The organism is Uliginosibacterium sangjuense, from assembly GCF_059132465.1.
In genome coordinates, this window is the sequence record NZ_CP101132.1 from 2,095,181 (window position 1) to 2,118,406 (window position 23,226).

At 62.2% G+C, this 23,226-nt stretch carries 39 protein-coding genes and 2 tRNA genes; 31 read left to right on the plus strand and 10 right to left on the minus strand.

Features of this window, described 5'->3' with window-relative positions:
* Positions 1-4: 4 nt before the first annotated feature.
* From ssb to NMB43_RS09725, 8 genes are all read right to left on the minus strand, one after another.
* On the minus strand, positions 5-508 hold the full coding sequence (gene ssb, locus NMB43_RS09690) for a single-stranded DNA-binding protein (protein ID WP_494351952.1): 504 nt from the start codon (positions 506-508) through the stop codon (positions 5-7).
* Between the two features lies 1 nt (position 509).
* Positions 510-1,394: an AAA family ATPase gene (locus tag NMB43_RS09695; RefSeq protein WP_494351953.1), complete on the minus strand. Its 885-nt coding sequence runs from the start codon at positions 1,392-1,394 to the stop codon at positions 510-512.
* A 186-nt stretch (positions 1,395-1,580) separates the two neighbouring features.
* Entirely contained in the window at positions 1,581-1,802 is a 222-nt protein-coding gene (locus tag NMB43_RS09700; protein ID WP_494351954.1) for a hypothetical protein, read from the minus strand.
* Positions 1,789-1,998, minus strand: coding sequence for a hypothetical protein (locus tag NMB43_RS09705; protein WP_494351955.1), 210 nt, complete (start codon positions 1,996-1,998; stop codon positions 1,789-1,791). Before NMB43_RS09705 ends, NMB43_RS09700 begins: the two co-directional genes overlap by 14 nt.
* A 2-nt stretch (positions 1,999-2,000) precedes the next feature.
* Positions 2,001-2,414 carry a hypothetical protein gene (locus NMB43_RS09710; RefSeq protein WP_494351956.1) on the minus strand — a complete coding sequence of 138 codons (414 nt, stop codon included), beginning with the start codon at positions 2,412-2,414 and terminating at the stop codon, positions 2,001-2,003.
* The gene (locus tag NMB43_RS09715) at positions 2,411-2,857 is read right to left on the minus strand and encodes a hypothetical protein (RefSeq protein WP_494351957.1); all 447 of its coding nucleotides are present in this window, start codon (positions 2,855-2,857) and stop codon (positions 2,411-2,413) included. Before NMB43_RS09715 ends, NMB43_RS09710 begins: the two co-directional genes overlap by 4 nt.
* Positions 2,854-3,222: a hypothetical protein gene (locus tag NMB43_RS09720; RefSeq protein ID WP_494351958.1), complete on the minus strand. Its 369-nt coding sequence runs from the start codon at positions 3,220-3,222 to the stop codon at positions 2,854-2,856. Before NMB43_RS09720 ends, NMB43_RS09715 begins: the two co-directional genes overlap by 4 nt.
* Positions 3,223-3,324: 102 nt before the next feature.
* A tRNA-Pro gene (locus NMB43_RS09725) sits at positions 3,325-3,399 on the minus strand.
* A 220-nt stretch (positions 3,400-3,619) separates the two neighbouring features.
* Between NMB43_RS09725 and NMB43_RS09730 the strand changes: the two genes are divergently transcribed.
* From NMB43_RS09730 to NMB43_RS09740, 3 genes are all read left to right on the plus strand, one after another.
* Positions 3,620-3,970, plus strand: a complete 351-nt coding sequence (locus NMB43_RS09730; RefSeq protein ID WP_494351959.1) for a hypothetical protein — start codon at positions 3,620-3,622, stop codon at positions 3,968-3,970.
* Positions 3,967-4,386, plus strand: coding sequence for a hypothetical protein (locus tag NMB43_RS09735; protein ID WP_494351960.1), 420 nt, complete (start codon positions 3,967-3,969; stop codon positions 4,384-4,386). Before NMB43_RS09730 ends, NMB43_RS09735 begins: the two co-directional genes overlap by 4 nt.
* A gap of 100 nt (positions 4,387-4,486) precedes the next feature.
* On the plus strand, positions 4,487-4,699 hold the full coding sequence (locus NMB43_RS09740; protein WP_494351961.1) for a hypothetical protein: 213 nt from the start codon (positions 4,487-4,489) through the stop codon (positions 4,697-4,699).
* Positions 4,700-4,825: 126 nt separating this feature from the next.
* On the opposite strand, the gene NMB43_RS09745 is transcribed toward NMB43_RS09740, so the two are convergent.
* A complete protein-coding gene (locus tag NMB43_RS09745) occupies positions 4,826-5,332 on the minus strand; it encodes a hypothetical protein (protein WP_494351962.1) in 507 nt (168 codons plus the stop codon).
* A gap of 110 nt (positions 5,333-5,442) precedes the next feature.
* On the opposite strand from NMB43_RS09745, the gene NMB43_RS09750 reads away from it, so the two are divergent.
* The 26 genes from NMB43_RS09750 (at position 5,443) to NMB43_RS09875 (ending at position 19,754) form a co-directional block, all read left to right on the plus strand.
* The gene (locus NMB43_RS09750) at positions 5,443-5,682 is read left to right on the plus strand and encodes a transcriptional regulator (protein WP_494351963.1); all 240 of its coding nucleotides are present in this window, start codon (positions 5,443-5,445) and stop codon (positions 5,680-5,682) included.
* A gap of 32 nt (positions 5,683-5,714) precedes the next feature.
* Complete coding sequence (locus NMB43_RS09755) at positions 5,715-6,113, plus strand: hypothetical protein (protein ID WP_494351964.1); 399 nt, start codon at positions 5,715-5,717, stop codon at positions 6,111-6,113.
* A complete protein-coding gene (locus tag NMB43_RS09760; RefSeq protein ID WP_494351965.1) occupies positions 6,113-6,295 on the plus strand; it encodes a hypothetical protein in 183 nt (60 codons plus the stop codon). Before NMB43_RS09755 ends, NMB43_RS09760 begins: the two co-directional genes overlap by 1 nt.
* Positions 6,292-6,573, plus strand: a complete 282-nt coding sequence (locus NMB43_RS09765) for a hypothetical protein (RefSeq protein WP_494351966.1) — start codon at positions 6,292-6,294, stop codon at positions 6,571-6,573. Before NMB43_RS09760 ends, NMB43_RS09765 begins: the two co-directional genes overlap by 4 nt.
* Positions 6,570-6,773: a hypothetical protein gene (locus NMB43_RS09770; protein WP_494351967.1), complete on the plus strand. Its 204-nt coding sequence runs from the start codon at positions 6,570-6,572 to the stop codon at positions 6,771-6,773. The genes NMB43_RS09765 and NMB43_RS09770 overlap by 4 nt, the downstream gene beginning before the upstream one ends.
* The gene (locus NMB43_RS09775) at positions 6,770-10,279 is read left to right on the plus strand and encodes an LAGLIDADG family homing endonuclease (protein ID WP_494351968.1); all 3,510 of its coding nucleotides are present in this window, start codon (positions 6,770-6,772) and stop codon (positions 10,277-10,279) included. Before NMB43_RS09770 ends, NMB43_RS09775 begins: the two co-directional genes overlap by 4 nt.
* The gene (locus NMB43_RS09780; protein WP_494351969.1) at positions 10,276-11,391 is read left to right on the plus strand and encodes a hypothetical protein; all 1,116 of its coding nucleotides are present in this window, start codon (positions 10,276-10,278) and stop codon (positions 11,389-11,391) included. Before NMB43_RS09775 ends, NMB43_RS09780 begins: the two co-directional genes overlap by 4 nt.
* Entirely contained in the window at positions 11,388-12,812 is a 1,425-nt protein-coding gene (dnaB, locus tag NMB43_RS09785; RefSeq protein ID WP_494351970.1) for a replicative DNA helicase, read from the plus strand. Before NMB43_RS09780 ends, dnaB begins: the two co-directional genes overlap by 4 nt.
* A complete protein-coding gene (locus NMB43_RS09790) occupies positions 12,805-13,290 on the plus strand; it encodes a hypothetical protein (protein ID WP_494351971.1) in 486 nt (161 codons plus the stop codon). The genes dnaB and NMB43_RS09790 overlap by 8 nt, the downstream gene beginning before the upstream one ends.
* On the plus strand, positions 13,274-13,453 hold the full coding sequence (locus NMB43_RS09795) for a hypothetical protein (protein WP_494351972.1): 180 nt from the start codon (positions 13,274-13,276) through the stop codon (positions 13,451-13,453). The genes NMB43_RS09790 and NMB43_RS09795 overlap by 17 nt, the downstream gene beginning before the upstream one ends.
* Positions 13,450-13,908: a RusA family crossover junction endodeoxyribonuclease gene (locus NMB43_RS09800; RefSeq protein ID WP_494351973.1), complete on the plus strand. Its 459-nt coding sequence runs from the start codon at positions 13,450-13,452 to the stop codon at positions 13,906-13,908. Before NMB43_RS09795 ends, NMB43_RS09800 begins: the two co-directional genes overlap by 4 nt.
* Positions 13,905-14,195 (plus strand): hypothetical protein, encoded by a 291-nt coding sequence (locus NMB43_RS09805; protein WP_494351974.1) that lies wholly within the window; start codon positions 13,905-13,907, stop codon positions 14,193-14,195. Before NMB43_RS09800 ends, NMB43_RS09805 begins: the two co-directional genes overlap by 4 nt.
* Positions 14,195-14,611 (plus strand): recombination protein NinB, encoded by a 417-nt coding sequence (locus NMB43_RS09810; RefSeq protein WP_494351975.1) that lies wholly within the window; start codon positions 14,195-14,197, stop codon positions 14,609-14,611. The genes NMB43_RS09805 and NMB43_RS09810 overlap by 1 nt, the downstream gene beginning before the upstream one ends.
* Entirely contained in the window at positions 14,608-14,814 is a 207-nt protein-coding gene (locus tag NMB43_RS09815; protein ID WP_494351976.1) for a hypothetical protein, read from the plus strand. Before NMB43_RS09810 ends, NMB43_RS09815 begins: the two co-directional genes overlap by 4 nt.
* The gene (locus tag NMB43_RS09820; protein ID WP_494351977.1) at positions 14,811-15,167 is read left to right on the plus strand and encodes a hypothetical protein; all 357 of its coding nucleotides are present in this window, start codon (positions 14,811-14,813) and stop codon (positions 15,165-15,167) included. Before NMB43_RS09815 ends, NMB43_RS09820 begins: the two co-directional genes overlap by 4 nt.
* Positions 15,164-15,775: a hypothetical protein gene (locus NMB43_RS09825; RefSeq protein ID WP_494351978.1), complete on the plus strand. Its 612-nt coding sequence runs from the start codon at positions 15,164-15,166 to the stop codon at positions 15,773-15,775. Before NMB43_RS09820 ends, NMB43_RS09825 begins: the two co-directional genes overlap by 4 nt.
* Positions 15,772-15,954 (plus strand): hypothetical protein, encoded by a 183-nt coding sequence (locus NMB43_RS09830; protein WP_494351979.1) that lies wholly within the window; start codon positions 15,772-15,774, stop codon positions 15,952-15,954. The genes NMB43_RS09825 and NMB43_RS09830 overlap by 4 nt, the downstream gene beginning before the upstream one ends.
* On the plus strand, positions 15,951-16,412 hold the full coding sequence (locus NMB43_RS09835; protein ID WP_494351980.1) for a hypothetical protein: 462 nt from the start codon (positions 15,951-15,953) through the stop codon (positions 16,410-16,412). Before NMB43_RS09830 ends, NMB43_RS09835 begins: the two co-directional genes overlap by 4 nt.
* On the plus strand, positions 16,409-16,921 hold the full coding sequence (locus NMB43_RS09840) for a hypothetical protein (protein ID WP_494351981.1): 513 nt from the start codon (positions 16,409-16,411) through the stop codon (positions 16,919-16,921). Before NMB43_RS09835 ends, NMB43_RS09840 begins: the two co-directional genes overlap by 4 nt.
* A complete protein-coding gene (locus NMB43_RS09845) occupies positions 16,918-17,304 on the plus strand; it encodes a hypothetical protein (protein WP_494351982.1) in 387 nt (128 codons plus the stop codon). The genes NMB43_RS09840 and NMB43_RS09845 overlap by 4 nt, the downstream gene beginning before the upstream one ends.
* A 121-nt stretch (positions 17,305-17,425) precedes the next feature.
* Positions 17,426-17,626 carry a hypothetical protein gene (locus tag NMB43_RS09850; protein ID WP_494351983.1) on the plus strand — a complete coding sequence of 67 codons (201 nt, stop codon included), beginning with the start codon at positions 17,426-17,428 and terminating at the stop codon, positions 17,624-17,626.
* 66 nt (positions 17,627-17,692) lie between these two features.
* A complete protein-coding gene (locus NMB43_RS09855) occupies positions 17,693-18,139 on the plus strand; it encodes a hypothetical protein (RefSeq protein ID WP_494351984.1) in 447 nt (148 codons plus the stop codon).
* A gap of 105 nt (positions 18,140-18,244) precedes the next feature.
* Positions 18,245-18,499 (plus strand): hypothetical protein, encoded by a 255-nt coding sequence (locus tag NMB43_RS09860; protein ID WP_494351985.1) that lies wholly within the window; start codon positions 18,245-18,247, stop codon positions 18,497-18,499.
* Positions 18,500-18,643: 144 nt separating this feature from the next.
* Positions 18,644-18,838, plus strand: coding sequence for a hypothetical protein (locus NMB43_RS09865; RefSeq protein ID WP_494351986.1), 195 nt, complete (start codon positions 18,644-18,646; stop codon positions 18,836-18,838).
* 402 nt (positions 18,839-19,240) lie between these two features.
* Positions 19,241-19,314 (plus strand) — tRNA-Gly (locus tag NMB43_RS09870).
* A gap of 32 nt (positions 19,315-19,346) precedes the next feature.
* Positions 19,347-19,754: a hypothetical protein gene (locus NMB43_RS09875; protein ID WP_494351987.1), complete on the plus strand. Its 408-nt coding sequence runs from the start codon at positions 19,347-19,349 to the stop codon at positions 19,752-19,754.
* A gap of 6 nt (positions 19,755-19,760) precedes the next feature.
* On the opposite strand, the gene NMB43_RS09880 is transcribed toward NMB43_RS09875, so the two are convergent.
* The gene (locus NMB43_RS09880; protein ID WP_494351988.1) at positions 19,761-20,768 is read right to left on the minus strand and encodes an acyltransferase; all 1,008 of its coding nucleotides are present in this window, start codon (positions 20,766-20,768) and stop codon (positions 19,761-19,763) included.
* Between the two features lie 132 nt (positions 20,769-20,900).
* Between NMB43_RS09880 and NMB43_RS09885 the strand changes: the two genes are divergently transcribed.
* Positions 20,901-21,569: a hypothetical protein gene (locus NMB43_RS09885; RefSeq protein WP_494351989.1), complete on the plus strand. Its 669-nt coding sequence runs from the start codon at positions 20,901-20,903 to the stop codon at positions 21,567-21,569.
* Positions 21,566-23,194, plus strand: a complete 1,629-nt coding sequence (locus tag NMB43_RS09890) for a phage terminase large subunit family protein (RefSeq protein WP_494351990.1) — start codon at positions 21,566-21,568, stop codon at positions 23,192-23,194. Before NMB43_RS09885 ends, NMB43_RS09890 begins: the two co-directional genes overlap by 4 nt.
* Positions 23,195-23,226: the final 32 nt, after the last annotated feature.

Genomic DNA, 23,226 nt, shown 5'->3' on the forward strand with positions numbered 1-23,226 from the left:
AGCCTCAGATAACGTGGTGGAGGAATCCGCGACCAAGGCGATCGAACGGGATGTCGTCGTCGAAGTCGCCGAAGTTGCTGCCGCCGCCAGCCGGATCGTTTTGCGCCGCCCTTGCGCTGCGCGCGTCGTCTCGGTTGCGCTGCTGATCGGGGGGTGTGGCGTCGCCACCTTCGCGCGCGCTGCCCAGCATCTGCATCTGGTCGGCGCGGATCTCGGTGGTGTATTGCTCGACCCCCTCCTTATTGGTCCACTTGCGCGTGCGCAGAGAACCTTCGACATAGACCGCGCGCCCCTTCTTCAGGTACTGGCCGGCGATCTCGGCCAGGCGACCATTGAAGACGATGCGGTGCCACTCGGTGGCCTCCTTCTTCTCGCCAGTCTGCTTGTCCTTCCAGGTGTCGGTGGTTGCCACCGTGATGGTGCAGAACGCATCCCCGCTAGGTGCGTAACGGGTTTCGGGATCGCGGCCCAGGTTGCCGACGATGATCACTTTATTGACGCTGGCCATGTCAGTTCGCCCCCGCAGTAGCGGCAGCGCGCCTGTCGATCTGAGCCTGCATCCAGGTCAGAGTCGCAGCGGCTTCCTCGGTGGAAAGGCTGTCGGGCGAGTCGATGCCGTTGCGATGCATGGCCTTCTCGACCGTCTTTTGCACGGCAGACCAATCGCAGCCCAGGATTTCCAGGCCGTCGCCGATCTGCTTGAGTTGCTCGGCCGTGATCGTTCCGCGTGGCTGCGCATTGGGAGGCGCTTCGGAGCCAGATTCGAGCCACACGCGGAGCATCTGGCCAGTGGATTCGTTGATGCGCTTCGGGTCGCCAGCAAACAGGCCCGTGCGGTCCTTGTTGGCAACGGCGAAATGCCCGTCATGAACGATGTCGAGTACGGTGGTGAATTCGTATTCGGAACCGTCGCGCTGCTCGGCTTTCATGCCCAGCTTGACCACCTGCTTCTTGCCGTTCGGGCCCTCGGTTTGGGCCGTCTCGGTCTTGCTGCGCATCGTGGCGATGATGTGCAGGGGAGACTGCAGGATGGCGTCCAGCATTGCGCGGTGACGCGGGGTGATGTCGTTCCAGGCGCTCCAGCTATTGCCCTTGTACTTGGAGCGCGCCAGTTCATCGACCAGCTCAAGGCAGCCGCCGACGCCGTTCCATTCGTGCGTCAGGCTGTCGATGATCAAAATGTTGTACCCGCCAGCCTGGGCAGCGCGAATCGCATCGACGAAGCGCTCCGGCGTGTAGGGAGCCGACAGATTCATGCTGTCAAACTCGGGCGGCTGAAACACGGTGCCGTCAGGCAGCTTCATCGGTTCGGCATACAGGCTTGCCGAGTCGCGCTCCGTGTCGATGAGCGCGATCTTCCCGCCGATGCCCTTGGCAATCAGCAGGGCTCCCATCGTCTTGCCCGATCCGCTCGGGCCAGAAAGTGCCAGCCGTAGCCTGGCCTTCTTTCTCTCTGCTCGTTGAAACATGGTCTTGCTCCTGGTTGAATGACGCAGCGTAGGCGTCGATGTCTGCCTGATCTTGAAAGGCCGGCGAGTCGTCGGGCAGGTCCAACTCGTCGGGGTCGAAACGGGTAGCCATCACACGTAACCAGCCGCGCGGAACTCCGCGACAACCTGCTCGGTGGGTTCGGGGTAGGTCGCGGCAGCCGCGGCCGTGTTGTAGGCGTGCTGGCACTCGCTCATGGCTGCCAGCAGGTGCGGGCCGGCCTTCTCGATGGACTCGGCCATGGCCAGGTGCAGGGCATCGCGGGCGCGGTTCATGTGGCGGCGTGACTGCTCGCGCAGGCTATTGGCGTCCATTGCTGACGATCTCCGTGTGTTTGCGTTGAGCGGGCTCGCAGGAGCGCTCAGCCTTGGCGGCTTCGGTGCGCACGGCGACGTGGTAGTCGTCCGACTTGCTGCCGGCGACGTAGCCGAGCAGGGCGAAGATGGCGCACACCAAAATGCAGTTGCTCACCTTCACCGTCTCGACAGAGTGCTGTTCGTAATGGGCCATGGTCAGAACCTCACAAGGACCGAAGCCCCGAGGACTTCGGTGTGCTTCTCGGTAGGGGCCGGGATGTACATGAGCTGCAGCCCGACGCCCTTGTATTCGGCGGTCATGGAGAGCCCCGCGATGACCGGACCTTCTTCGTAGCCGGAGGCGAAGGCAGCGAACGCGCCAAACTTGACCGGGCCGAGCGACAGCGGGCGCCAGTGGTAGCCGGCATAGAACGTGTCGCGGTCGTAGCTGTTGCGGTAGTACCCGGCGCCCCAGCCGTTGTACTCAACCCCGAGGCCGGGATTGGTTTCCTGCCACTCGCGGGAACGGTCGCCGTGGTGGCTGAAGCCATGGATGACGAGGTAGGTCTCGGCATGGGCCTGCAGCGATACGGCGGCGAGCGCGAGAAGCGCGACGGTGCGGATGCTCATACGGCACCGCCTTTCGCCTTGGCGATTGCGTCTCGCACGGCGATCTCGGCTGCGGAGCAGGCCTCTTTATCGAATGACGGGTGAATTACGTGGCCTGTTGAGTAATCACCGGAGCAGCAAGACTCCAGCGCAAGTAGGGCCTTCGAAAGAGCTTCCAGCATTGCGTCGCGGACAGTGACCAGCGCGCGGATGCCATCGACAACCTGCCAGTACGTTCCGCCCTGCCAGCCAAGTGCGGCGCACAGCGTTTCGAGCTGGGATGCAGACATGACTGGAGATGATCCAGTCGCCACCGCGGCGCGCTTGATGCATTCTTGGGCGATGCCATGCATCAAGGCGGCGTATTCGTCGCCATCCGGGCCGCCAATATCTTCAGCGTCTTGCAGTGCTGCCAGAACGCGAGCGCGGATGTCTTGTGCGATGCGTGACCTGATTTTGTTCATTGCGCGCTCCGTGCCTTGTGACGCGCCACCGCGTCCAGCACCGGGCGGAAGAAACCGACCCAGGCAGCGAACACCGAGCTGGGCGCCTTTGCCATGTCGTCGGCCTGGTACATGACGCAGAAGTAGTGCAGCGCGGCGGCGGCCAGGGAGTTGCCGCCTTCAGGGTGCCAGTCGTGCAGGAACTTTTCGGCACGGACAACCGATTCGGCGCAGGACTTCACCAGCTCGCCGAAAGCGAAGTCGTAGGCTTCGTCCGGATCCGTGCGGTAGTCGTCCAGCTTGGCGGACAGTTCGGCAATGCCGAAGGTGTCCAGCGGCGACAGGCCGTGCTGCTTGAGAAATGCAGCGGTGAAATCGTGTCCCATGTCCGTGTCCAAAACGATGGTGCGGTTGAGGCGGACGCGCACCACAAAAATTGCCCCGCTCGGCATTGGCCCGCTCAGGGAGGTAAGCGGGGTTCCGGGTTCTGGTCGGGGCGGGAGGGATCGAACCTCCGACATCTCGCTCCCAAAGCGAGCGCGCTACCGCTGCGCTACGCCCCGACGTGTTGGCGCTCAAGCCGCGCCGATCTTTCCGCGTTGCGCCTTTGTGGCGCCTACGTCTGCCGCTTGTTGGTTGTGGCCCGCCTGGCTCACCTTGTTGAAGGGCGTATTGCCTGCCGGCCTTTCGGCTCCGTTGCGGTACTGCATGGAATGAAAGTTAGCCGACGGCTAATGTGCTGTCAATAGCCAATGGCTAATTTTTTTCTACCCGAATGGGCAGATGAACGGTGCGACCATCTTTGGGGCGGAGAATCAGGACGAAATCAGCGAGGAGGTCTGCATGTGGGTAACCGGGCTACTGTTGCTGGCGCTCGTCGGAACATTTCTGTGGCGTTCGAAAGCAGAGGCGTCCCGTTGGGTCATCGGAGTAGCAGGAGTGCTGTTTCTTATGGCACTGCTGTTCCCGCCACACGAAATACGGAGAATCGACGGTGGAACGATCCCACAGGGATTTGCGTTCATCTTCTCCCCGCCTCAGTACGCCAGGGTGAATACGGTGCAGTTGCTATCTGAGTGGGTAGGAATAGCTCTTGTTGCCGGCTGTGCATTGGCTGTGTTGCACAAGAGATGATTCTGGCTTTCGTCCTGGCCGCCGCCCTGGCGCTGAACACGGACGTTACCCAAGACACGATCCACCAGACCATCTGCCGTCCAGGCTATGCGGCCAGCGAGCGGCCAAGCACGACCTACACGAACCCCATCAAGTTGCGCTTGATGCGCGAGGCCGGCATACCTGCAGAAGAGGCGAAGGAGTGGGCGCTTGACCATCGCGTGCCCCTGGTGCTGGGCGGGCACCCGCGCGCCGTAGTGAACCTGCAGCTCTTGGCTGCCACCGACAACCAGCGGAAGCGCACCGTGGAGGTGAAGCTGGCTTGCCTGGTGTGTGCAGGCCGGATGCCCTTGGCCGAGGCCCAGGCCAGCATCGCGGAAGACTGGAGAGAGTCGGGCAGGCGTTACCGATCGGTCGCCTGCAAGCGCACTTTGTAAGCCTGTGCAAACCGCCTGCTGGCGGGTTAAACGCGAAACTACAATTCACAGCGTCAGGTATTGTCCTGTGCCACCATGGACTCGTAACAGAGAGACATTTGTGGCAGAACGACGAAACAACCCTTTCGCCCTGCCGGAACTGCCCAAGATGGAGACGATCAGCGCGGCCCAGGACTTGGCGGCGCTGGTGCAGGAGGACGGCTCTCTGGGCCTGGCCTGGCTGCTCTACACGCAGAAACGGAATTGGGTCATCGGCCGCGCCGGGGTGCTATATCGAAGCGACGAGCTTGTGACCTATGGGCGCAGAAGCTGATCTACCAGATTCAGAAAGCAGACGACGAGCGGTCAGACTGACCCACTCGCCGCCTGTATCGTAAACACCGTCCCTCCCATAGGCGGCGCAGACACGGCCGTAGAAGCCGGCCCGTGGGACCGAACCTCAGCCAGCTTTCGAGCTGGCTTTTTTCTGTCCAGCGCTTGGCTTTGCGCTGCGCTCTCTTGCCAGGTTGGGGGCCGGCTTTCCTGCCAGCTTTGCTTCGACGCGCGCCACGAACTTCTCGCGCGACACGCCGACGATGCCCCAATCCACGCCAAGCCCGTTCAGTACCGACTCGATTATGCCCGCCGCATCTTCAACGGTAACGGCCTTGGTGCCCGATTGGGCACCTTCTTGCGCGGGCTTTGAATCGCCACCGGAGAGGTCGCTCCCGTCAAAGAGTGGCTGATCCATCCAGCTCGGCGGTAGCCCCAGAGCCTGTTCAATCATCCGTGCAGATGACGCGCTGATGGTTCTGGGCTTTCCTGTCCCATGGTTTATCGACGCGTTGAGCCATTGGCTGATCTGGCTTGATGACCGCCCAATCTTGTTTGCCAGAGCGGCCACGCCATGTGCTTTGTCGACGATCAGCTTGAGGCGCTTACGCCTCGTTTCTTCAGCACTTTCCATTGTTGCATTAGATAGCGGCCGGCTAAAAATTGCGATTAGCCGAAGGCTATTGACGAACGGTTAGCCAGCGGCTAATCTTGGGGCGTCACGACAACTTACCGAGTCGCCCCATGACCCTCGACGAGTACCTCAACACCCACAAGGACGTCACCGCGCAATCGTTGGCTGTTCAGTTGCGCGTCACGCCGGTGCAGATCTCGCACTGGCGGCATAAGCAGCGTCCCATTCCTATCGAACATTGCGTCCCCATTGAGCGCGCCACTGGCGGGCTGGTGGCGCGACCGGATTGCCGCCCCGACGACTGGCAAGACATCTGGCCCGAGTTGGCAGGGCAACCGAAAGCCGCCTGACACCCACACACAACGGCACACAGGACACGAGCATGGACAAGGAACTTGGATCACGGCCGACCACGGCGAACCCCCTTGGCAAAAGCATCATCCGCCTGGAGGTGGAAGTCCCGGAACCCGTCGCAGATGCGCTGGCCGCCGTCAGCATCCTGACCGGCATGCCCAAGCGCCAGATCCTGCGCGAGGCGATCACCCGCGAGCTGCTTGGCGAGCTGGGTTTGTTGCGCGGCACGTCGCATTGCGATCTCTCTCTGCAGAAGGTTTTTGAAGGGTTGGCGTTCTCGCGTGCCGTGTCGGTCGAAGAGTACGAGCGCGCCGTCCTGTACAAGCACGCCCACGGCCTGCTCTCGTTTCTCACGATAGAGGACGAGCCCGAAGAAGGGCAGACGGGCAAATCCACGGGGGTTACGCGAATCGGGCGGGCCGCGTGATGGACACGCTGCTCAGCATCGACAGTTCCGTGGTGGCGCGCGCTGTTCTGTTCGTGGCGGTCGTCCTGTTGTTGCTGCGTTGGGATGCCAAGAAGCAGCAGCAGGATTGCGACGAGATTCTGCGCAAGTACGCCCGCCAGGCCGCCAGGCGCGACATCGCCGCCCAGGAGGATGCGCAGTGAGCTGCGTCGCGGAGGTCGTGTTCCTGGCGCGTGCCGACGGCCTGACGCTGGGCACGGACCCGCTCGACTTGCTGTACGTGCTGTTCGAGCGCACCACGATCCACGAATCCATCCTCTGGACGGCCGCCCTGCTGCGCATGGAGTTGGCCATCGTCATGTTCCTGAAAGCCGAGCAGTACAACGGCGGCCGCTTCCCAGGCGACCCGATCAAGGCGCGTCGAATCTGCGACCGCCTGCTGGCTCGCTGCCAGGAAAAAGCACGGAGGGCGACACGATGAGCGCCACGAAACCCGAATACATGCTCAGCGTCGAAGACGCGAAGCTGGAGCGCGAGATCGCCGACATGCGCAAGCTGATGATCGCTGCCCAGCGCAGTGACGTGCGTGCTGTGTATGCCGCTGCGATGGCATGCCTGATCAAGTTGCGCTCGCCGGCCCAGGTGCAGGCCATGGAATCACGGATGGGGCTGCTGGGATGACACACGACACCCATCCGCATGCCGACTACATGGCCTTCCTGCGCGGGAAGATCAAGCTGGCCGACCGCGCCGGCTTCGAAGTGTCGGACGACGAGATCAATCCCATCCTGAAGCCTCACCAGCGCGATTGCGTGCGCTGGGCCGTGGCTGGCGGCTGCCGTGCGCTGTTCGAAGCCTTCGGCCTGGGCAAGACGATGCAGCAGGTCGAAATCGTGCGCTTGATCCAGAAGTACGCCGGTGGCGATGTGTTGATCGTGATCCCGCTCGGTGTGCGCCAGGAGTTCATGCGCGACGGTGCGCTGCTGGGTGTGCAGTTCAAGTTCATCCGCCGCGCCGAGGAAATGGAAGCTGGCCAGCACTTCTACCTGACGAACTACGAGAGCGTTAGGGATGGGAAGTTGGACCCGAACATCTTCACCTGCGCCTCGCTGGACGAGGCGAGCGTGCTGCGCAGCTTCGGCAGCAAGACCTACCAGACCTTCCTGACGCTGTTCGATCGCGTGCGCTTCAAGTTCGTGGCCACGGCCACGCCGAGCCCTAACCGGTTCAAGGAGCTGATCCATTACGCCGGCTTCCTGGGGATCATGGACACCGGGCAGGCGTTGACGCGCTTCTTCCAGCGCGACAGCAGCCAGGCCAACAACCTGACGCTGTACCCGCACAAGGAACAGGAGTTCTGGCTGTGGTTGCATAGCTGGGCGGTGTTCCTGCAGAAGCCATCCGACCTTGGCTACAGCGACGAAGGCTACGACCTGCCGCCGCTGCGTGTGATCTATCACGAGGTGGCCAGCGATCACAGCACGGCAGGGGAGGACCGGGACGGGCAGTCTCTGCTGTTCCGTGATGCCGCCCTTGGCGTGCAAGCTGCCAGCGCGGAGAAGCGCGACAGCATCGAAACTCGCATCGCCAAGATGATGGAGATCATCGAGGCCGACCCGGGCAGCCACTACCTGCTGTGGCATGACCTGGAGGCCGAGCGGCACGCCATCAAGAAGGCATTGCCGGCGGCGGCCGAGGTGTTCGGCTCGCTGGACCTGGATGTGCGCGAGCAGCGCGTGATCGACTTCAGCGAAGGCCGCCTGCAGTACCTGGCCACCAAGCCCGAGCTGTCTGGCAGCGGCTGCAACTTCCAGCGGCATTGCCACAAGGCGATCTTCCTGGGGATCGGCTACCAGTTCAACGACTTCATTCAGTCGATCCACCGAATCTATCGCTTCCTGCAGCAGCACGAATGCGAGATCCACATCATCCACTCCGAAGCCGAGCGCGAGGTGCTGCGCACGCTGCAGGCGAAGTGGGCACAGCACAACGAAATGGTGGCCACGATGACCGAGATCATCAAGTCGCACGGGCTCAACAGCCTGAGCATGCAAGACGCGCTGTCGCGTTCGATCGGTGTGGAGCGCGTCGAGGTGAAGGGTGAGCACTTCACAGTTGCGAACAACGACTGCGTTATTGAGGCCAGGCAGACCGAAGAGAACAGCGTCGGCCTGATCGTGACCTCCATCCCGTTTGCGAACCACTACGAATACACGCCGAGCTACAACGACTTCGGCCACACCGAGAACAACGATCACTTTTGGGCGCAGATGGACTTCCTGACGCCCGAGCTGCTGAGGATCCTGCAGCCAGGCCGCCTGTACTGCTGCCACGTGAAGGACCGCATCCTGTTCGGGAATGTGACCGGCGCCGGCGCGCCCACCGTGAGCCCATTCCACGCGGAAGCGATCTTCCATGCCCGTAAGCATGGATTCGACTACATGGGGATGATCACCATCGTGACCGACGTGGTGCGCGAGAACAACCAGACGTATCGCCTGGGCTGGTCTGAGCAGTGCAAGGACGGCACGAAGATGGGTGTCGGCTCGCCGGAATACGTGCTGCTGTTCCGCAAGCCTCAGACGGATCGCACCCGCGGCTATGCCGATCTGCCAGTGTCCAAGAGCAAGGACGACTACACCCGGGCCCGCTGGCAGGTGGATGCGCATGCCTTCTGGCGCTCCAGCGGTAACCGCCAACTGACGGCTGAGGAAATGGCCGGCTACGGCCCGGACAAGCTGGCCAAGATTTTCACAGCCTACAGCCTGGACCGAACCTACGACTACGAATTCCACGTGCGCATCGGCGAAGAGCTGGACCGCATGTCGGCACTCCCCAGCACGTTCATGTCGCTGGCGCCTGGATCACATGATGACCTGGTGTGGCATGACGTGAATCGCATGCTCACGCTCAACGGATCGCAGTCGCAGCGAGGCTTGCAGAACCACGTGTGCCTCGCCAGAGGGAGCCTCGTCCTCACGCGCGAACGTGGTTATGTCCCGATCGAGACCGTGCAACCCGGGGACCATGTGCTGACGCATCGCGGACGCTGGCGTCCGGTTCTGGTCGCGCGCTGCACTGGCCGCCGACCGACGATCACCGTTCGCGCGCAGGGTGTCCCGGGCCTGACGCTGACGCCTGACCACAAGTTGTGGGCGCGCACGACCGACTGGGTTCGTGAGCGCGACGGCGCCGAGCGATCCGAGCCTCAGTGGGTGGAAGCTCAGCACACGCTTAGCAGCTACGTGAACTTGAAGTTAGCCGAGACTGAGCCTGCGCTGGATGACGATCGTCACTGGTGGATCGTCGGACGCTGGCTGGCTGACGGTCATTGGGAAGCGCGAGGCGGCGCGTCGATTTCCTGCGGCTCGCACGAGGTAGACGACCTGTCCGCACGGCTTGGCCAGTATTGCGGCGCATGGCGCGACACCGGGACGGCGCAACAAGTGCACGTCAAGGATCGGGATGGAGCTATTCGGGAAACCCTGGCGGATTGCGGAGTCGGCGCCGCCGGAAAGCACTTGCCCGCCATCGCGGCTACGCTCCCCATTCCTCAGGCACGAGCTCTTCTGATGGGATACCTGTCAGGTGACGGGCACTTTGTCCAATCTCGCGACCGATGGATGGCGACCACAGTGAGCCGCGCCCTTGCACTAGGAATCGCCATGCTCGCGCAGCGCGTGTTCGGCGTCATCGCTGCCGTGTACGAAGGTCGCGGAGAACGCGAATGCGAAATCCAGGGGCGCACGGTTCGGTGCCAGCAAGAGTGGATTGTGTCGTTCGACACCAAGGCGGACGGCCGCAAGCGCCCATTCATGCTAGATGACGGAGCCTGGAAGAAGGTTCGCGCCATAGAAGATTCCGGCGAGCGCGAGGTGTGGTGCCTGCGGGTCGAAGAAGACGAGAGCTTCACAGCAGAGGGCTGCGTCGTCAAAAACTGTCCACTTCAGTTTGACATCGTGGATCGCCTGATCGAGCGCTATTCGAACCCCGGCGAGGTGGTCTATGACCCGTTCGGCGGGCTCATGACGGTGCCGTACCGGGCCATCCTGAAGGGCCGCCACGGGAAGGCTTCCGAGCTGAACACAGCCTACTTCTTCGACGGCGTGCAGTACCTGAAGAGCGCCGAGCAGAAGGTCGGCATGCCCACGCTGTTCGACTTCGAAGAGTCGAGTGAGGCGGCGTGATGCGTGATTACGGGAAGGTGTCTCCGACTTTCTGGACCGGCGAAACAGGCCGGGCAATCCGCAAGCGCGGAGCAGAAGCGGTCGTTGTCGCCATGTACCTGATGACCAGCCCGCATTCCAACATGCTCGGCCTGTACTACCAGCCCATGCTGTACATGGCGCACGAGACTGGATTGGGCATCGAAGGGGCATCGAAGGGGCTTCAAGACTGCGTTGAGTGTGGCTTTTGCAAGTATGACGACGGCACTGAAATGGTGTGGGTTGTTGAGATGGCTACCTACCAAATTGCCGATGAACTCAAGGAATCTGACAAGCGCTGTGCGGGCATCCAGAAGGAATACAACGCCTTGCAGGACAACCCGTTCTTGGCCGACTGGTTCGATCACTACTCAAGCGCTTTTCACCTAACAAAAAAGAGGGGCATCGAAGCCCCTTCTAAGCCCCTTCGATGCCAGGAGCAGGAACAAGAGCAGGAGAAAGAACCTACGTCTTCGCTACGCTCAGACGGCGATGCTGTCGCACCGCCGCCGTCAGGGCAGACCTCCCTGATCCCTGAACCCGAAGAGCCGGAACCCTCCCTGCTGGCTGCGATCTACGAGGTCGGGTTGCCCGTGATGCTGGCCGGTGGCTGCAGCGAGACGTCGGCCCGTTCCCTGCTGGGCCAGCTCCGCAAAGCCTGCGACGACCTGGACGCCCTGGTGGTGGTCGAGGCGATGGCGAAGGAGAAGCCGATCAGCGCCGCGGCGTGGCTGAGCGCTGCGATCAAGGCCCGCGCCGAGAAGGGCCAGACGTTTGCCGAGTGGATCGCGGCCTGCCGCACAGCCGGCGAGGCGCCGATCTCGCAGTACCAGCCGCTGCTGGCCTACTGCGAGGCCGCCAAGCTGCCGGCCGAGTTCATGAACGTGGCGTGGGCCGAGTACAAGCGCCAGCACCAGCCTGGCGGCATCAACGCCGACCGTCGCTGCGAGAACTGGCGCGAGCGTTTCCGCAAGGCCATCGAGTGCAACTACCTGCGGCTGTGGTACCTGGACCCGGCGACCGGCTACGGGCTGACCACGCTTGGCCTACAAGCCCAGGCGCTGATGCAATCGCAGGGGAGGGCGGCGGCATGACCGACATTCCCGCCTACCTGGACGAGCCGATGCACGCCTCGCTCAAGGTGCCCCCGCACAGCATCGAGGCTGAGCAGTACCTGTTGGGCGGCCTGATGCTGGACAACGGCGCGCTGGACCGAATCGCCGACGTGGTGGCCGAGGCCGACTTCTACCGCGACGATCATCGCCGCATCTTCCGAGTGATCACCGGCGAGCTGACGCAGGGAAAGCCGGCCGACGTGGTGACCGTGTTCGAAGCGCTGGACCGCGCCGGGGATGCAGAGAAGGTCGGCGGCCTGGCCTACCTGAGCGAGATGGCGGGGTCCGCAGCAGGATCCGCCAACATCAAGCGCTATGCCGAGATCGTGCGCGACCGCGCGAAGCTGCGCCGGATGATCGTGGCGCTGGACGAGGCGAAGGCGGCTTGCTGGTCACCGGCCGGCGCCACGGTGGATCAGATCGTGGATCAGGTGCAGACGCGAATCGGGGGCGCCATCGGCGAGGTTTCCAGCGACGCGGAGCTGATCACCCCCGACACGTTGTCCGGGAAGTGGGTGCAGTTGATGGAGCGGCGCGAGGCGGCCAAGGGCAAGCCCACCGGCATCCCGACAGGGCTGGTGGATCTCGATCACCTCACCGGCGGCTTGCAGCGCGGCGACCTGATCGTGATTGCCGGCCGGCCATCCATGGGCAAGACCGCCCTGGCGCTGAACGTCTTCGACCACGCGGCGCAGTGCGGATACCCGGGCCTGTTCATCTCGCTGGAAATGCCGGCCGAGCAGCTACACGACCGCATGGTGTCGATGCACTCGCGCGTCAGCCTGCAGAAGATCCGCCGCGCGGAAATGACGGCGGCCGAATGGCACGACACGAACCAAGCCAATGCGAAGGTGGCGACGCTGCCTGTGCGGGTGATGGATGCGGTGTCTCCCACCGCCCTGCAGGTGCGTGCCCAGGCGCGCAAGGCCAAGAAGCAGATGGGCAACAAGCTGGGGACCATCGTCGTCGATTACCTGCAGCTCATGTCTGGCACCACGAAGGGCGAGCATCGCGCGCAGGAGATCAGCGATATCTCGCGTGGGCTCAAGAACCTGGCCAAGGAGCTGGACGTCGCGGTAATCGCGTTGTCCCAGCTCAACCGCGAGCTGGAGAAACGGCCGAACAAGCGCCCGATGATGTCCGACCTGCGCGAGTCTGGCGCCATTGAGCAGGACGCCGACATCATCCTCTTCGTCTATCGGGACGAGGTGTATTACCCCGAGTCGCAGGACCGCGGCACGGCCGAGCTGATCATCGGCAAGCACCGCAACGGCGAGATTGGAATGATCCGCACGGCCTGGATCGGGTGCGAAACACGCTTCCGAGATCTGGCGCCAGGATGGAAGCCGGCCCGACCAGAGCGCAAGGAAGGCTACAGCTTCGGGGGCGAGGATGACTAAGAACGCCGCCATTACACGCCCGAACTATGCCGGCACGCCAACGCAGCGAGTTGCGATTCGCGCGCTGTTCGAGAAGCGCACGAGGCTCGACAAGTATTCCGTGAGCCGCGCGACGGGGATCAGTACAAATTCCGCTCAGGGCACGCTGCGCAGGATGCACGCTGATGGCGAGGTGCATATCAGCGCATGGCGGAAGCCGTCGGGAAAGACGCGATACGTGCCTGTCTATTCCCTCGGTAAAGGCCGCGATGAGCCACATCCTCCGAAGAAAACGGGCTACGAGAAGCAGCGCGATTACCTGGCCAGGCTGCGCCGGTCAGACCCTGACCGCTGGATTGAAATCGTTCAGAAGAATCGTGACAAGCAGGCGCTGAGGATCAGGAAAACGCCCATCTTCCGCGATCCGATCATTGCCGCGCTGATGGGCTACAAGCGCGTCGGAAATGGCGCATGGGCGCCACGTGAGCGACCTGGTTGATCACATCGCCGACTACCTGCGGACGCACTGGCAGAACTGCTACTGGATGCGGCCGTGGGAGCGCGAGAAGGAAGTGGCGTACTACGAGGACAAGCCGGACCCCTACGGCCCGGCATTCGCAAACAGGTTGCGGGCCAAGCTCGCGAAGGAGCTGACGAAGTGAGTGAAAAGCTGAAGGTCCGGTTTTTCGTGCCGGGCGAACCGAAAGGGAAGGGCCGCCACCGCTCGCGCATCGCGCATGGCCGCGACGGCAAGCAGTTCGTCGCAAGCTACACCCCGAAGGATACGGTCGAGTACGAAAACCTTGTCCGCCTGGAAGCCCAGGAAGCGATGGCCGGCCGCGCGCCAACGCAGTCTCCCGTCGCGCTTCATCTGCGCATCGGCCTGCCCATCCCCAAGAGTTGGAGCTACAAGAAGCAGGGTATGGCCATGCGCGGAGAGATCATCCCGACAAAGAAGCCTGATGTCGACAACGTCATCAAGTCGATCGGTGACGGCCTGAACGGCATCGTGTTCCGCGATGACTCGCAGATTTCAGATGTCGTCGTGCAGCGGCGGTTTGCCGAGCGACCTGGTGTAGAGGTGTGGGTCGGCGAGCTGGATGGGATGCCGTCATGAGCAACTTCGAGAACTGCGAGAGCGGCGCGCGTGCCCTGGCCGCGCAACAGAGGCTGGATGCTGAGCAAAGCAGGCCTGACGGACTCATCTTCTACGACCCCGATACCGGTGCGGCGCTATTCGATGGACTGGCGAGCCAACAGCAATACCTGGCCGCGCAACAGAATATGAGCGCCGCCTACGGCCGCATGCTGACCAACGCCATCCGCACGCCGGCACAGAGCAAGCTCGACGCCGACAAGGGCAGCCGGGCCCGCGCGGCGCTTTTCGGGCTGGAGGTGCGCTGATGTTCCGCGAGGTCATCAAGTCCTTCGAATCCGTGCGGCCTGCTTTCGTGCAGGCCCACGAGATCGCCTTGTCCGAGGTGCGCGCGGAGCATGCGATCGTGCTGACGGTGCAGCACACCACGCGAAGCTTGGACCTGAACGCCCGCATGTGGGCGATGTTGCGCGACGTGTCCGAGCAGGTGGTGTGGTATGGCCAGACCCTGACGGATGACGAGTGGAAGGACATGCTTACCGCGGCGCTGCGCAAGGAAAAGGTCGTGCCGGGCATCAACGGCGGCTTCGTGATCGTCGGCCGCAGCACCAGCAACATGAGCCAGCGCGAGATGCGCGAGCTGATCGACCTGATCGAGGCCTTCGGAGCAGAGAAGGGCGTGCGCTTCAAGGCCCCGAAGTGGATGGAGGGCCAGGAGCGATGACACGCATTCCGTTCGACATCACTCTTCCGAACCTCCCTCGTTCGACGACTCGGGAGGATTGGCGCGCGATCGATCGGTGGCGCCGCACGACTCGCCGCGCGTTGGCGCTGTCTGCTGCATACGGTGAAGGTCGGGCCGAGATGGATCGTCTGTACCTGAACGCGATTATCTACGGAACCAGCCACCCGGAGATCTATCGATGAGCGCCACGGCCCGCCCCTCCAAGATCGTTCAGCGCCCGGGCACCGAGGCTCCTACCGGCAAGCGCGACCCGGTGTATTTCCGCTCCCGAGACTGGCTGGCAGCAGTCGCCAGCATCGGGCACTGCGTGCTGTGCGGTGCTCACGGCGTGCAGGTAGCCCACCGCAACGAGGGAAAAGCCAAGGGCCGGAAGATGGATGACGCGCTTACCGCAGCGCTGTGCCCGGCATGCCACGTCGAAATCGACAGCGGCCCGCGCCTGACCCGAGAAGAGCGGCGCGCCATGATGGACCGCGCCATCGTGCTGACCCTGCAGGCTCTGGCCAGGGCCGGAAAGTTGAAGGTGATCGCATGAGCTGGTCAGAACGTTCCATCGCTCGCGCCCTGGCTGAGCAGTTCTTCAACCGCAAGTATCTGGTGGTGGTCCCCAACTGCAACTGGACCGGTTACGAATGTGACCTGCTGGTGGTTACCGAAGACCTGCGCATCATCGACGTGGAGATCAAGATCAGTCGCTCCGACCTCAAGGCAGACGCAAAGAAGGAAAAGTGGTGGGATCGTCAGTTCCTCGGATACGGGCCAGAGGAAAAGGTGTTCGACGAGACCGGAAGGCTACGCCGCATTCGCCAGCCTGCGCTGTACGAGAACAAGCCTCAACAATGGCCCAGAAAGGTATGGAAGCACTACTACGCCATGCCAAAGGAGATTTGGGACGAGTCTCTGTTCGAGTTTCTGCCATCGCCATCTTCCGGCGTGCTCCTTCTTTCGGATCAAAGCAGGGTACGACATGAAGTTCCGCGCGCGGCACGTCTGGTTGTCGATTGCGTGCGTCGCGCCACCCCTTGCAAGGAAGCCGAAAAGATCACTCCTGATGCCGCCATCGACATCGCAAGACTCGCCAGCCTGAGGATGTGGAATGCCTTCAAGGAACTGGAGAAGGTAGCGGAAAGGAAGGTCGCATGACAAAGCCCATCAATCACCACGCCCAAGCACCAGCAGGCCTGCGCGCCGACAGCGAGCGCTATTGCAGCAACCACAACGGACGCGGACCAATCCAGGGCGGCTACATGAAGCCGATGGCGAATGGTCGCGGCCGGTGGGTCTGCGGCAACTGCGCGGCGAAGCGAAAGGAAGCTGCATGATCGAAACGACCTGGCGCGAATCGTTCAACCTGCTCTGCGACGAGCAGATTGGCTACGGCATGAGCCGCAATGTATTCAGCAGCAAATTGCTGCCCGACTGCGTGATCAAGGTCGAGGAAGGCTCAGGCCAGTTTCAGAACGTCATTGAGTGGGAGACGTGGCAGCGCGTGCGCATGACGCCCTACGCGCGGTGGTTCGCGGAGTGCCGCTGGATCAGCCCGAATGGCGTGATCCTGGTTATGGAACGCACGCGGCCGGCTGCGCCACATGAATTCCCGGACCGAGTGCCGACCTTCCTGTCCGATCTCAAGCGCACGAATTACGGCATGGCCAGGTCGAAGAACGACGACGGAAGCCAGGGCCGGGAGTGGTTCGTATGCCACGACTACGGCACCCACCTCATGTTCGAGAACGGCATGTCGAAGCGCATGAAGAAGGCTGATTGGTGGGATCGATGACGCACACGCGCACCATCCACCTGCTGGGCAACACCATCACGGCGCGAGGGAAGGCCCTGGCCGCCGTGCTTGAGGCTCCAGACGGCTGGGTGGTCGACGTGCGCCCGCCCAAGGCGGCCAAGGTTGTGCAGGTGCCGGAGCAGGGCGATCTGTTCGCCGACCAGGTTGAAGCGCCAGCACCGGCCGCGCCGATGATGCCGGCCTGCTGGGACGGCACCGAGGACGACTGGCAGGGCTACATCCGCGAGGCCAAGGCCAGCGACTGGGACAGCGCCAGGTACTGCCGCGACTGCACGCCGGCCAGGCGCAACGCGATGATCTCCGAAGCTCGCTGCGCCCACCCGGAAACGGTGTTCGTGGCCATGCGCGGGGAGGGTCTGATCGGCCTGCGCCGGGATGACCCGGGCTGGTTCGGCGCCGTCACCGGCAAGTACATGGGGAGCGGCAAGCGGAGCGTGACGCAGCCTGTCGTCTCCGCGTCAATCGAGGCATTCGAGGGAAAACGATGAAGACCATCGCTGAATCGCTGCGAGAGTGTGTGCGGGCTGGACAACTCGACGAGAGGCTACCCGGCCTGGCCGACATCGAGCGCGCCATCATCATGATGTGGTGCGGTACCGAGTCCGAGGTGATGGCTGGCGCGGAAACCATCGCCGACAGGCTGGCCGACAAGTTGCCAAGGACCGCGCCGCGTCAGTGGGTGGTGGATGCCGTGCTGTGGTCTGTCGGGCACCGCTCGCTGATGCGATCCATACCCGAGGTGGCTGCCGAGCAGGCCATATCGATCAACGGATGTTCGCCGGCCTGGAAACTCATGTGGGATGTCGAGGTGCTAGTGAAGCAGCATGCCGGTGACCCAGCGTGGCGATCTGCGCGCGAGGCGTTTTTGTAACGCAAAAGTGAGGGGGCCGGAGGCGTCATTATCGCCGGAGTCTCCCTCTCGACTGCCGGGTTCGGCGGCTGCCGACAACGAAGCGCCGTAGTCCAGCGCCGACTTTTGAAAGGACAGAATCATGGCCATGAGTGACTGCGTGAAGTGCTGGGATACACCTTGCACATGTGGATGGAATTACAGGGATTACACCAAAGAGGCGCGGTTGAAATTGGCAGCGAATGTCCTCGGGATTTCTGCCTCCAAACTAACCGAATTGCTCGGTGAAAACATGCCGGATACGCACCCAATGAAAGAGACGCCGAACGCAGAGGTGAGCTGACGCACGATAGCGCAGCTTGCAGGCGGTCTGCTCGACCGTGTTGTTAGATTTCACGGGTGAAGAACAATGAACTACAAAGAATTGCTTGAAAACAGCTACGCCGATGCAAGGCAGATGTGCGGGAGCCCGCCAGAAAGCCGACTTGAATACCTCGGCGATCACATCTTTGACTTCACTACCTACGACGGCGAAATGTCTGTTCTGTTCGCACGCAAGGCGGTAGAGGTTTGCCGAGCGATCAACAACGGCGAGACGTTCGATTACATCAAAGACCCGGAGCAATACCGCTGGTACTTGCTCATGTGCAACATGCCATTCTTTGCTGACAGGCTCAATTGGGGTACGTCCATCAGGGGTGCGTGGTGGGACTTCGATATTGAGTTTCAAAGCTGCGGCCTCTTTGACGGACACAAACAACTGGCCGAAACGATGAAGTTCGACCAAGAGCAGTGGAAGGGCTTTATTGCAGCGATCATCGAGTTTGCTGACTGCGAAATGGAATCTAACACCTGACGTGAGGTGCGGCCGGAGCCGCAGGCTTAGGGAACCCAAAGCGCAGCTTTGGGCCGTCACTCTCGACGGAATTGTTGGGCGGCAAGGTTGAAGCGGAGGAAGAACATGAACCAGAAGCAACAGAGGCAAGCACGGCTGTACCAGGCGAAGCACCGCAGCAGCCGGCGAAGCTACAAAACCGAGTTGGAAAACGCGCAACTGCTGCTGGCCTGGGAAGCAGCGGAGTTGAGCGAAGGCCAGATGGCACGCCTGCTGGACACCGACAGGCTGACCATTCGGAAAATGCGTGCGGACGCAATTGATGCCGGAATGCGGCTGGCGAATGCACTTTTGACGCCCAACACTAAGTCGACACCATGATGTCCAATAACGCAGTCGCATAACGCGGCTGCGCCTGGGAAGGATCGAGCAGCGGCGCGGCAGATAATGGAGCCAGTGTCGGATAACGCAACTCTCGTGGTGGCATGGCGTCAGAGATCTATTCATGAACCGAAGGATCAATCCATGGAAACGAAGCAACCGAAAACAATCGAAGAAGCGATGGCATTACCGGAAGCTGGGCGTTCGGGGTTGTTCAAACAGTCGATGTTTGCTCCAGCCCTAGAAGGCGATTCGATTGCGGCGTTCACTGATCCAAACTCTGGCACTGACTACGAAGTGCGCTGGTCTGACGGTCGATGGGTAAAGCGCAGAATCTAGAGAACTCAGCCCTACCGCCGAGCCCACTGCACCAGCATGATGGACACACCGCCAGATCGGCGGGCCGCCCGTCATTCGGCAGCGGGCAAGCAGCACAAGGAAGCACCTGCGCCCTGGACGTTGCCTTTCTCGCCCGGGGAACCAGCAGAACCCATGCCGCTAGGGGACTGGCTCCTAAGCACGTGTCGCGCCTGACCGGCTGGCGCCCCGATAGGCCGGATCACGTAACCTGGGCCGCGTAAGTGCCCAGGGCCTACAAGAATGCCTCAACCCGGTAATGCACACAGCGCGAAAGCGGCAAGCTACTCCGGCGCCTGCGGGCTGATGAATACGCAGGCGACATTCTTGTGGGTGTCGTGAGGCAGTAAAGGTGGCTATAGTCATGCCACACAGATCAACTTTGCGGGTGTAGCTCAATGGCAGAGCCACAGCCTTCCAAGCTGAGGACCGGAGTTCGATTCTCCGTACCCGCTCCACAAGACAAGTGAAACATGGAGCCGACAAGCATATGACCTACCTTCCTCCCGCCTCATTCACCGCGCCAGGTGAGTATGTCGAGATTGAATCGACACCTCTAACCCAGCCCTACATCGGCACCGCGTGGGAAAGCGAGACGCTGCCCGAAGACACCTTCGAAGGCGTGCGCGAAAGTGTTGCGCAGCGAATTGCGCTGAGCATTGCGCGGAGAAAAGACGAGGTGATTGCTGACTGCATCCGGGCCGCCACGGGCAGGCAGGAAATCGTGCTGGATGAACTGAAGGGGCGCCTTCACAGCGTATCCACACCAAAGTCTCGTGAAGCTAGGTACGAAACGCTGTACATTGACGACACCCCGCTCCTTGAAGACCACGGGGTACACTCGCGCATGGAAGGCGCGACGATTCACTACGAATGGAAGTACAGGCGCCTAGCCTAGTTCCAGTCACACAATCCTTCTCGCCAGCGGGATCGCCCTGATTCCGAGCACAGCGACCACTGCAGAAGCAAACACCACAACCCACACTGCAGGGATCATGGCCCACGCCGGCCAATCACCCGGCCAAAACCTCGTGAGCTGCCACACATCGAGGATGGCTGGGTGGATGAGATACACCCCGAAGGTCGCGGCGACGATAGATGCTCCTGCCCGGCCGCTGACGATGGGCCGGGTGGATACGCGAACCAGCAGCACGACGGCAACGGAAAGCAGCATCACGCCGATGCTCATGTACCCGAGCAGGTACTTGGCGAGGCCAGAATGCCAACCGGACAGCGCCCAGAAGAGCGCGCCTGCCCCGAACGCCACCGACCCGACAGCAGCCACGGCGACCGGCCAAACCCGGAAGCTCGGCCGGCAAACGACAAGCGCATGCCCGAGCAGGAAGTACGGGAGGTACATCACCCACCACAGCAGCCAGTATTCGCGCCATGGGGCAGCGGGTTCAATCGCGCTCTCCAGGGCGGCCAGCACCAGCCCTGCAACCACGACAGCAGGCAGCCAGCCGACCGGTACGCGAGAGACCGCGCGCCGAATGAGGGGAGTGGCCAGGTAGAGCCCCACCAGCATGTAGAGGTACCAGAGGTGGTAGTAGGGCCGACCCTCCAGCATGGATACCGCAAGATCGCCCAGGCCAGCCAGCGGACGCCCGCGCGCAGATGCCACAAGCTGCGACCAAGCTAGGTATCCAACCGACCAGACCACAAGCGGGACGGCAATACGGGATAACCGGCGCCGGTAGAACTCAACGACCGGAAGCTCTGGCCCGCTGAGCAGCAGCGCCCCGGAGATCACCACAAAGGCTGGTACGCACCAGCGCGCACCGACGTTAAACACCGTCGCCACCCACCAATCCGCACTGCCAACGGCGTAGCCTTCCACCATGCCAGTGGCAACGTGAAGCATTACAACCGCGAGTGCTGCGACCAAGCGCAAGTTGTCGATCCAGACCATATCCACACTATCCCACATGGCGCACCGAGCGGATTTGCCCGAAAGGACAAGGCGGCACGAACTGCTGCCTTAACCCACAACCACTAACCGTCAAACATAACCGCATCTTCGGTTGCGGTCTCGGTTACGGTTATGGTCGATGGCTTGAGCCACCAAGCGCTGCTTTTCTGCTTTCACTACGCCACGAACGGGCGGAAGAAGAGGGACGCTGCGCGTGCTGCTGGGTACTCTGAAAACACGGCTCAGATAAAGCCGGCGTCCTGGCTCAAGGATTACCGCTACCAAGAGGCGATCAAGCGCTACACGGTTATGGTGGCGGACGAGATCGAGGCGGAGCTTTCCCGCATCTACGCAGCCGAGCAGGAAAAGAAGTCCAAGCCACCGAAGGTCAAGCAAGGGAGACCTGGTGCGCCCTACACGAAGCGCGCTGTTCCACCGCTCCCGCCACCACCACCGGCAGAAGACCCGCTCAAGGCTGAGGTGCTGGCCAAGGCCCGCGCAACGGCCGCGGCAGCCGCGGAGCTCAATGTCGATAAGGCATGGGTGCTCCAGCAGTTGACCGCGAACTACCTGCGCGCCACCACAGGAGACAAGCCAAACCTGCCTGCAGCCAACCAGGCGCTGCAACTCATCGGCACAGAGCTTGGCATGTTCGTCCGTCGCGCCCACGTCGAGTTCGAAGGCATCGAGAAGATGACGCCGGAGGAAGCCAACGCGGAACTGCTGAAAGCTGCGCGTGAGCTGGGCGGATCCATCCCGCCCGAGGTGATGGCGCTGCTGGGCGGGGGCACGCTGCAATGAGCATCACGCTCGATCAGTTCCGCAAGTTGCCGCCGGCTGCGCGCATTGCCAACCTGATCAAGCTGGCCACCTGGCGCGCGAGACGCAACAAGATCGACAGCTACTACCCAGAACAGGACACCACAGACGCAGAGGGCCGCGTGCGGTGGCACGCAAGAGCCAAGTACCACAAGCACATCGCATTCTTCGAGGCTGGACAGAAGTACCGCGAGCGCGGCGTGATGGCCGCCAATCGCGTAGGAAAAACCGAAGGCATGGGCTGCTACGAGATGTCCCACCACCTCATGGGCGACTATCCGGAATGGTGGCCAGGGCGCAGATGGAGGCGCCCAACAAACTGGATTGGCGCCGGAAAGACCAACGAGGCGACACGCGACATCCTGCAGGCCAAGCTGTTTGGCAAGGTCATCCACCTTCCAGACGGAACACGATCAGTCGATGGTACAGGCCTGATACGCGGTGATCGCGTCGGGCGCATCACCTGGAAGAGTGGCGTACCAGATCTGATCGACAGCGTGCAGGTCAAGCACGACAGCGGAGGATGGTCACTTCTGGTGCTGCGCAGCTACGAACAGGGCCGCAAGGTGTTCGAGGGCACCGAGCGCGACGGCATCCTGCTGGACGAAGAGCCGCCCATGGAGATCTGGGCCGAGTCGGTCATGCGAACCGCGACGACGGACGGCATGGTCATCGGCACCTTCACTCCGCTGGATGGCATCACCGAGACGGTCATGCACTTCTTGCCCGGCGACATGATGGGCAAGTTGCAGGCCGAGCTGGAAGCAGAGGGCACGCCGGAGATTGCGCGGGCTGGAATCGTGCAGGTAGCGCCATCGCGCTGCATGATCATGGTCGGCTGGGATGACGTGCCACACCTGAGCGAGCAGACGAAATCGGAACTGCTGGACGCTACTCCAATCCACCAGCACAAGGCGCGCAAATTCGGCATCCCGAGCCTTGGCGACGGCGCGGTGTTCCCGATCGACGAAGCCAGCATCAAGGTCGATCCGTTCCCAATCCCTGCGCACTTCCGCCGTATCAAGGGCCTGGACTTCGGCTGGGATCACCCGACCGCCAGCATGGAGCTGGCCTACGACCCGGACAACGACATCATCTATGTGATCGGCGAGTACGCAGCCTCGCGCACGACCATCCCGGTGCATGCCAGCGCGATCAAGGCAAGCGGGCAGTGGATTCCGGTGGCGTGGCCGCACGACGGCTACCAAGTCAAGGACCAGACCAACGGAGAACAGTTGGCCCAGCAGTACCGAAACGAGGGCGTGAATATGCGCCCGGTGCATGCGCAGTTCCTGCCGACACCAGGAAACAAGGAGCGCGTCAGCGTGACCAGTGTGGAGGCCGGCATCCAAGAGATGCTGACCAGGATGCAGACAGGTCGCTGGAAGGTATTCAGCACCTGCACGGGTTGGTTCGGTGAGTTCCGCATCTACCGGCGCGATAAAGGCCAGATCGTGAAGCTGAACGACGACCGGATCAGCGCCAGCCGCTACGCCATGATGGACCTGCGCTATGCGATTGCGCAGCCGGCAAAGAGTTACACCCAGCAGCCAGTACCACACAGGTCAATTTCTGGCGGCGGGACAAATCTGACAGGCCTGTTCTGACGAACTCCTGACTTCCGAGCACTACACCCCAG